Genomic DNA, 7,532 nt, shown 5'->3' on the forward strand with positions numbered 1-7,532 from the left:
CACCCTCACCTGACCCGTCGGCCGGCCGCATCCCACGGTGCTACGAGCGGAGCTCCTGGCGCACGTCCAGGTAGCAGCGCAGCCGTACGCCGGGCTCGCCGGGGTGCCCGGGTCGTACGGTCCGCGGGCGCGGTGGCCCACCGCCCGACGAGCAGTTCCTGAACGGCGAACACGGCCTGGTAGTCACATGCAGCAACGTCGATGACGGCCAGACCCGACTCCGACAGGTGCGCTTCGTTGATCGGCTTCATGCCTGGCACTACGCGCCGGTGGTCCCGGAGGGCGGACCGTCTGGGCGCCAACCCCGCAGCAGATCTCCAATACCCGGCTGCCAGACGGATAGGCCGTGCCCGCGTGCACCAATGCCGCCAAAGTGTCCGCCTGGTCGCCGAGCCGAGCCGCCTCGCGTTCGGAGTACCCGTGCACATAGCCGGCACCCGAGTGTCCAGAAAATCTGGGCGGCCCAGGGCTTCGCTGGCCGTCTCGTCGATTGGACGGTCACGATCCTCGGCCGTGGGCTGGAGATCGTCCGCAAGGACCCAGGCCAGCGGGGCTTCCAGGTCCAGCCGAGACGGTGGGCGATCGAGCGGACCTTTGCCCGGCTCGCCGGACACCGGCGCCTCGCCCGGGACTACGAGGCCAGTCCGGCGCGTTCCGAGGCCATGATCCGCTGGGCAAATGATCGGGATCATGGTCCGCCGGCTTACTCGAGGTCGACCAGCAAGCCGCCCAGGCCCAAGACCTCTCTCGCGCACCAACCGGAGAGACCCTCAAGCGCGTCTCAGCGGCCGCGCGGCTGACGGCGTGCCGCTCGGCCTGATGGCCTAGCATCGCTGAGCCACGGTGTCTCGGGCGACGTATGGTCCGTAGGGGGCCGACGGAGGCACTGATGACCGAGCACCCGAACATCGCTGCGTTCCATCGCACCATGGCTGCCTTCGCGGCAGGAGACATGGAAGCGCTGGCAAAGACCTTTCACCCCGAGGTGGTGTGGCATATCGGGGGCAACAACCCGCTGGCGGGAGAGTACCGGGGCCGCGAGGACACCTTCGCGGTATTCGGTCGGGAGTTCCAGCTGACAGGCGGCACGTACCGGCCGCAGCTCCACGATGTGCTCGCCAACGATGACCACACAGTCGCGCTGCTGCACGTCACGGCGTCACGTGAAGGCAAACAGCTCGATATGGACTACGCCCTCGTCCTGCACATCAGGGACGACAAGATCACCGAGGGATGGGTGCTGATGGCCGATCCGCAGGCGTACGACGAGTTCTGGTCGTAGGAGCCCCCGGACGGCAGATCTCAAACGCGGTCTGAGTCTGGCGACTCCTTCCACGTCTTCGTCCGTTGGAAGGTGACCCCGCGGCGGACGAGCAGGCACCGTAACGCCTCGCGTCCGATCCTTTTCAGGCGGCCGTGCACTTCCGCAGGTAGGCGGCGAGTTTGCGGATGGACCAGCGAGTGAAGGGCTGACCGAGCCTCCTTGGTGTTCACGGTGTCAGCTTCGCGCTCAAGGTGTCGCGGTGGGATGGGACGGTCCGTGGTTTCAGGCTGGGCGACAAGCCGGTGTCGTGGCTGGGACGGTCAGCTGGAAGACTGGACGCCTGTGACACATTCTGATCTTGCTCGCCGCATCCACGCTGCCTCCCATCTGACCGGGCAGTTCACGCTCCGGTCCGGACGTACTGCCACGGAGTACTTCGACAAATACCGGTTCGAGGGCGACCCGGTCCTGCTGGACGAGATCGCCCAGCGGATGGCCCCGCTGGTGCCCTCTGGCACCGAGGTCCTGGCCGGCCTGGAGATGGGCGGCATCCCGGTGGTGACCGCGCTCGGCCGGCACACGGGTCTGCCCTGTGCATTCGTGCGCAAGCAGGCCAAGCCGTATGGCACCTGCCGTCTCGCCGAAGGCTCCGACATCGAGGGGCGACGGGTACTGGTCGTTGAGGACGTGGTCACCAGCGGAGGACAGATCGTTCTGTCGACCGCGGACTTGCGTGGCCTGGGGGCTCAGGTGCAGGAGGCCCTGTGCGTGATCGACCGTGAGCAAGGCGGCGCCGGTGCCCTCGCGGCCGAGGGCATCACGCTGCTGTCGCTGCTGACGGCCGAGGACCTGAGGGCCGCTGTCGCCTGACCAGTAGGGGCTGGTGGTCACTCTGTTTCATGCGTCTCGGTGATGGCGACTCGGGTGGAGGACTCGTCGACGATGCCCCTCTGCCGGCGTTGTCACGTTGTTGGGTGTGGGGGGCTGACGGTGTGCTGGGCCGTGGCGGAGTCGGGCTCCGGCTGAGTGCTCAGGCCGTGGTGGAGAGGTCGGCGGCGCCGGTGATCTGCTCCCAGATTGCGAAGCGGACGGTGGCTGTTCTCGGCCCGGGTGTTCAGGCCCTTGTGTGAGCGGTGGTCGGCGGAGGGCATGACCTCGCGGTGGGCCGCTCCTAGGAGCGGAGCTTGTCGGTGATGATCACCCTGGGCACCGTGCGGGTCTTCTTGAGGAGGAGCCTGCGGAGGAAGCGCCTGGCCGCGGCCTTGTTCCGGCGGCTCTGTACGAGGATGTCCAGTACCGTCCCGTCCTGGTCGACGGCCCGCCGCAGGCACTGCAATCGCCCGTTGATCTTGATAGCAAGAACCCTGCGACCGTAGCCTGCCGTTCTGCCCATGGCGCCCTCCGGGCCGTCCCGACCATGAGCAGGTGGGCACCCGATGACGACCGTGGCCTCCCTGCGGCGGACCCCATCGGCCCCAGCCGTCGTCGGCTACGTCCGCGCGGGCGCAGACAGAGCCCGTCCCGCAGATCAACAGGCTCATGCGGGCGGCCGGCGTTGCCGAGGCCGGCCAGCTGCCTCCAAGTAGCCGCGGAAGGAGCTGTTCTGCCGACCGCTCAGACGCAAGCCAGTAGCCTGAGCGAGCGGAGTCCGTGAGACATGGGGGTGGTGAGTGCAGGCGCCTGCGACCGTTGTGCAGCTCGCTCTGCTCGTCCTTCCGGTGCTGCCCGGGGTCACCTATCAGTTCGTTCGGGAACACCGCCGTGGGCCGGTGCCCGGTGAGTGTGATCTGGGTGAACGGGTGCTGCGGGCGGTCGTCGCGTCGCCGTGGTGCTGTGCCTCGGCGTGCCGGCCGTGGCGGCGGTCACCGTTTCCCTGGTGGATCGGCAGCGGCGCAAGGCTCGGTTCCTGCGCACGCCCAGCGCCTGGGACCACGCGTTCCGCGACCGCGAACCGTGCTTCGTGCGCGTGCGGCTGGTACGGCAACCGGTCGTACGCCTCCTCGTACCCCTACCCGGCCGAGCTGTACCTCGAATCGGCGCGCGTGATGGGTGCCGACGGGGCGTTCGGCGCGCGCGTGCACGGGACTGCGGGCCTGCGGCTGCGGGCGGAAGACTTCGATGTGCTGGAGTTCGTCGAAGCCGGAGAACCGGCGGCCGTGCCGGGGGAGGAGCGATAATGGAGCACGAACCCGAGCTCTCGCACGAAGAGGCGGCGCTGCTGCAGGAGGCCGCGGAACGCGGCTACACCCCGGAACGCGCGGTCGCCGAGCCGGACGAGCCGCCCGGCGGCCCGGCCGGCACCTCGAACGGCAACGAGGACTGACGCGTGGGCGGCGGGCCCGCGAACGGTCTGGCCGAGCGGTTCTGGGAGGCGTTCCACGTGGCCCGGCACAGCGCGGATCCCGCGTCGGTCGAGAAGGCGATCGACCTCGGCCATGCCCTGCTGGCCGCCGAGGACGTGGCCGAGCGCCACTCGATCCTGTCCAATCTCGGGGGCCTGCTGCAGACCCGCTACCACCAGACCGGCGACTTCGAGTTCCTGCAGGAAGCCGTCCACAAAGTCACGGAGGCTTACCTCCTGGTGTACGAAAGCCCGGAGGATTCGGCCAGCTACGCCAACAACCTCGGCATGCTGCTGCACACCGCGTTCCAGCAGAACCAGGACCGTGGCACCCTGGCCGACGCGCTGGACTGGAGCCGGACGGCCGTTGACGAGGAACCGTCCACGAAGAAGGCGTTCTACCTGGGTAACCTCGTTGTCGCCCTGCGGACGGCGTTCACCGTGACGAAGGACCTCGCCCCCCTGGCGGAGGCCGCCGCGCACGCGCGGGCCGCCGTCGAGTGCTCCCCCGATGACGTGTCCACCGCCAGGAGTCTGCACTTCCTCGCCGTCGTCCTGCGCGACTGGTTCCATGAGACGGGGGAGACCGGTGTCGTGGAGGAAGCCGTCGACGCCGCGCGGCGAGCGGTGGAGCTCACGCCGGCCGGGTCGTCCGAGGTGCTCGACCGATTGAAGATCCTCGCGTACCTTCTCGACGACCGCTACCGGGCTCGCGGAGCGCGGGATGATCTGGCCGAACTGCTCCGGGTTCGGCAGACGTTGGTGGCCCATACTCCGGTCACCGATCCGCGGCACTCGCAGAACCTCGGCGAGCTGACGACCACGGAACGAGCCTGGGCCGCGCTCACAGGCGAGCGCCCGAAATCGACCGGCGGCTGGGAACGCGCCGATACCGAAGCCGAAGCGTGCGGCCGGTACGCCGCCGAGTTCAAGCAGACCCGGGACTCGGCCCTGCTCGAGCGGGCGATCGAGCTCGGGCGCTCTGTGGCGGCCGCGACCCCCGCCGGGCACCCCCGCCGCGGCGTGCGGCTGGACCACTTCGCCTCGGCGCTGGCCACCCGCGGTGAAGAGTTCGGGGACCACGCCGCGCTCGCTGAGGCCGTCACCATCGAGCGGGAGGCGGTCGCGTGCACGTCGGCGGGCCATCCGCTGCGCGTCCAGTTCATGGGCAACCTCGCCGTCAACCTGAACGCGTTGTTCCACGCGACCGGAGACCTGGCGCACGTCATGGAAGCGATCGACGTCGCTCGCCGTGCCGCCGAGGCCACCGCCGGGCAGGGTGACCACCCGCGTTCGCTCGGGATCCTCGCCGCCGTGCTGCACAAACGGTTCCGGGTGACTGGCGAACTGCAGGTGCTGTCGGAGGCGGTCGACCGCGCGAGGGAGTCCGTCCGCCTCGGCGCGAGCCTGGTCGCCGGGCAGGCAGAGCGGCTCTCCAACCTTGGCGCCATGCTGTCCGACTTGTTCATCAGGACGGGCGAGGCGAGCGTGCTCGACGAGGCGATCGACGCGCACCGCGCGGCCGCGGATGTGACGGCGGACGACGACCCGGACCGGGCAGTGCGGCTGGCCAATCTCGGCGGTGTGCTGGGGATGGCGTACGAGAAGTTCGGCGACCGGAACGCGTTGCGGGACGCGATCGCCGCGCGCCGCGCTTCCGTGGCCGCGACTCCGCAGGACAGCCCGCACTGGCCCCGGTACACCGCGAACCTGGCCGCCGCGCTTGCTGACTGGTGCACGAACCCCGTCGCACCCGCCGGCGCGCGACGGGAGCCGCCGGACCCGCAGGTTCTCGCCGAGGCGGTCGGCCTGGCACGGAGTGCGGCGCGGAGGCCCGAGCAGGACGCCTATTCCCGGGCGGGTTTACTGACCCGCGTCGCCAACGTCCTGGCGCTCGGCTTCCGGCACCCCGGCGACGGCGAGGCGCTGACCGAGGCACTCGGCTGCTACCGGGAGGCCGTGGCGTCCGCCGGATCGCCGGCGGAGAGCCGCGCGGAAGCGGCGGACCGGTGGGGCGATCTGGCCGCCGAGGCGGGGCAGTTCGACGTGGCCGCCGAGGGGTACGCCGCTGCGGTCCGGCTGTTGCCCCGGCTCGCCGGGCGCCGCCTGGGCCGCGAGGACGCCCAGTACTGGCTCGGCCGGTTCGCCGGCGTCGCCGCCGACGCGGCCGCGTGCGCGCTGGCCGTCGGCGACGAGGTGAGCGCGGTGACCCTGCTCGAATCCGGGCGCTGCGTGCTCGCCGCCCAGGCACTCGACAGTCGCGGCGATCTCTCCGACCTGCGCGAGCGGGCACCCGAGCTGGCCGAACGCTTCCGGACGCTCACCGCGGAGTTCGAAACCGACACCACGAGCGACCGCGTGGCCCTCGCCGACGAGCTCGACGCGGTGACCGACCGGATCCGCGCGCTGCCCGGGATGGAGCGGTTCCTACGACCCCCGCTGCTCACCGACCTCACCGCGCAGGCACACGAGGGCCCGATCGTGTACGTCAACGTCAGCCGGCACCGGTGTGACGCGCTGATCATCACTCCGGACGGGGTCCGGTCACGCGCGCTGGACCGGCTGAGCGAAGAGACCGTGAGCCACCGCGTACGCGCTCTGCACACCGCGTTCACGAAGGGGCGGCTGGCCGCCGAGCAGGCGATCCATGAGACGCTCGAGTGGCTGTGGGACACCATCGTGGGCCCTGTGCTCGGCGAACTGGAGCTGACGGCGGAACCGGCGGCGGATGGTCCGTGGCCAAGGATCTGGTGGGCCCCGGTCGGGCCGCTCAGTCTGCTCCCCCTGCACGCGGCGGGCCACCACCGCGACGGCGGACCTGTGCTCCTCGACCGCGTCGTCTCCTCGACGACGCCGACGATCCGCGCCCTGGGTCACGCCCGCGCGGGCCGCCGCGACGACCGGAACGAGCCGTGGCTGCTGAACGAGCCGCGGCTGCTGGTGGTCGCGATGCCGCACACTCCGGATGCCCCGGACCTGCCCGGCGCACAGGCCGAAGCCGACCACCTGGCCGCTCTCGTACCCGGTGCCACGGTCCTGGTCGGCGCGGACGCGACTCGTGACGCCGTTCTCGACGCCTTGCCGGCCAGTGGCTGGGCGCACTTCGCTTGCCACGGGTACAGCGACCCGGACAACCCTTCGGACAGCCATCTCGCGCTGCACGACCACGACCGCGCGCCGCTTCGGGTGCTGGACCTTTCCCGGCTGCGTCTGCGGAACGTGGAGTTCGCGTTCCTGTCGGCCTGCGACACGGCCCGCACCACTGAGCGCTTGTCCGACGAGGCGATCCACCCGTTGGCGGCTTTTCAGATAGCCGGTTTCTCCCAGGTGGTCGGCACGCTCTGGCGCGTCGACGACGTGGTGGCGCCAGCCTTCAGCCAGCAGCTCTACGGCGAGTTGATCGCGGACCGATCCGGCGCGTTGTGCGCGTCGGCGGCGGTCCATCGCACGGTCAGGCAGCTCAGGGCGAAGTATCCGAACCTGCCGTCGGTGTGGGCCGCACACGTCCACGCGGGCGCCTGATGACGCGCAAAGGTGAAGGCGAGGGTCAAGGCGGGCCCGCTTTTGGGCCGCGCCGGGCTGCCCTGACGTGGGAGGAAACGATCATCGCCCGAGACCAGTCCCGCTTCTTCGCCGATCGCACAGCGCCTGTCGGTCCGGCACCCGCGGCCGCCCCTCCTTCAGCTTCGGACCCGGCTGCGGCAGCAACTGCTCGATCAGCGACCACAGTTCATCGGACACGATCCACGGCTGCGACTGACGTTTCCCCACGACCAGACAAACGAGCACACAAGTCGGACAGTGACCCCAACGCCGGTTTCTGGCAGGACCTCTTAGAGGTCCTAACAGAAGTTGTTGATCAAGTGACCGTCGGCTTGTCTGCTCGTTGGTCGGGTCGTGAGGAAACGTCAGTCGCGGCCGTGGATC

The 7,532-nt window shown here is 70.1% G+C and carries 5 protein-coding genes and 4 pseudogenes; 5 read left to right on the forward strand and 4 right to left on the reverse strand.

Annotation, left to right across the window (positions count from 1 at the left end; genetic code table 11):
* Window positions 1–40 precede the first annotated feature (40 nt).
* Both ACH4G3_RS41135 and ACH4G3_RS41140 read right to left on the reverse strand, forming a co-directional pair.
* Window positions 41–187 carry a DUF6207 family protein gene (locus ACH4G3_RS41135; RefSeq protein ID WP_397629266.1) on the reverse strand — a complete coding sequence of 49 codons (147 nt, stop codon included), beginning with the start codon at window positions 185–187 and terminating at the stop codon, window positions 41–43.
* Window positions 159–692 (reverse strand): annotated as a pseudogene (locus ACH4G3_RS41140) (DUF6207 family protein); the annotation flags it as partial. The gene ACH4G3_RS41135 and the pseudogene ACH4G3_RS41140, both read right to left, overlap by 29 nt.
* A 197-nt stretch (window positions 693–889) precedes the next feature.
* Between ACH4G3_RS41140 and ACH4G3_RS41145 the strand changes: the two are divergent.
* Window positions 890–1,282 carry a nuclear transport factor 2 family protein gene (locus ACH4G3_RS41145; RefSeq protein WP_397629267.1) on the forward strand — a complete coding sequence of 131 codons (393 nt, stop codon included), beginning with the start codon at window positions 890–892 and terminating at the stop codon, window positions 1,280–1,282.
* 26 nt (window positions 1,283–1,308) lie between these two features.
* Here the strand turns inward: ACH4G3_RS41145 and ACH4G3_RS41150 are convergent.
* A pseudogene (locus ACH4G3_RS41150) lies at window positions 1,309–1,487 on the reverse strand (IS630 family transposase); the annotation flags it as partial.
* A gap of 119 nt (window positions 1,488–1,606) precedes the next feature.
* On the opposite strand from ACH4G3_RS41150, the gene pyrE reads away from it, so the two are divergent.
* Entirely contained in the window at window positions 1,607–2,134 is a 528-nt protein-coding gene (pyrE, locus tag ACH4G3_RS41155) for an orotate phosphoribosyltransferase (protein ID WP_397629268.1), read from the forward strand.
* Window positions 2,135–2,343: 209 nt separating this feature from the next.
* Here the strand turns inward: pyrE and ACH4G3_RS41160 are convergent.
* A pseudogene (locus ACH4G3_RS41160) lies at window positions 2,344–2,618 on the reverse strand (DDE-type integrase/transposase/recombinase); the annotation flags it as partial.
* 337 nt (window positions 2,619–2,955) lie between these two features.
* Here ACH4G3_RS41160 and ACH4G3_RS41165 point away from each other — a divergent pair.
* The 3 genes and pseudogenes from ACH4G3_RS41165 to ACH4G3_RS41175 all read left to right on the forward strand — a co-directional run bounded on the left by ACH4G3_RS41165 (window position 2,956) and on the right by ACH4G3_RS41175 (window position 7,127).
* Window positions 2,956–3,441, forward strand: a pseudogene (locus ACH4G3_RS41165) (DUF6338 family protein).
* Window positions 3,441–3,587: a hypothetical protein gene (locus tag ACH4G3_RS41170; protein ID WP_397629269.1), complete on the forward strand. Its 147-nt coding sequence runs from the start codon at window positions 3,441–3,443 to the stop codon at window positions 3,585–3,587. Before ACH4G3_RS41165 ends, ACH4G3_RS41170 begins: the two are co-directional and overlap by 1 nt.
* A gap of 3 nt (window positions 3,588–3,590) precedes the next feature.
* On the forward strand, window positions 3,591–7,127 hold the full coding sequence (locus tag ACH4G3_RS41175; RefSeq protein WP_397629270.1) for a CHAT domain-containing protein: 3,537 nt from the start codon (window positions 3,591–3,593) through the stop codon (window positions 7,125–7,127).
* Window positions 7,128–7,532: the final 405 nt, after the last annotated feature.

Origin of the sequence: Streptomyces afghaniensis (assembly GCF_044327915.1) — a bacterium.
Classification (GTDB): domain Bacteria; phylum Actinomycetota; class Actinomycetes; order Streptomycetales; family Streptomycetaceae; genus Streptomyces; species Streptomyces afghaniensis.

Coding starts and splice junctions, on each gene's coding strand:
- ACH4G3_RS41170 (WP_397629269.1), top strand. CDS start 3,441: ATGGAGCACGAACCCGAGCTCTCGCACGAAGAGGCGGCGCTGCTGCAG.
- ACH4G3_RS41145 (WP_397629267.1), top strand. CDS start 890: ATGACCGAGCACCCGAACATCGCTGCGTTCCATCGCACCATGGCTGCC.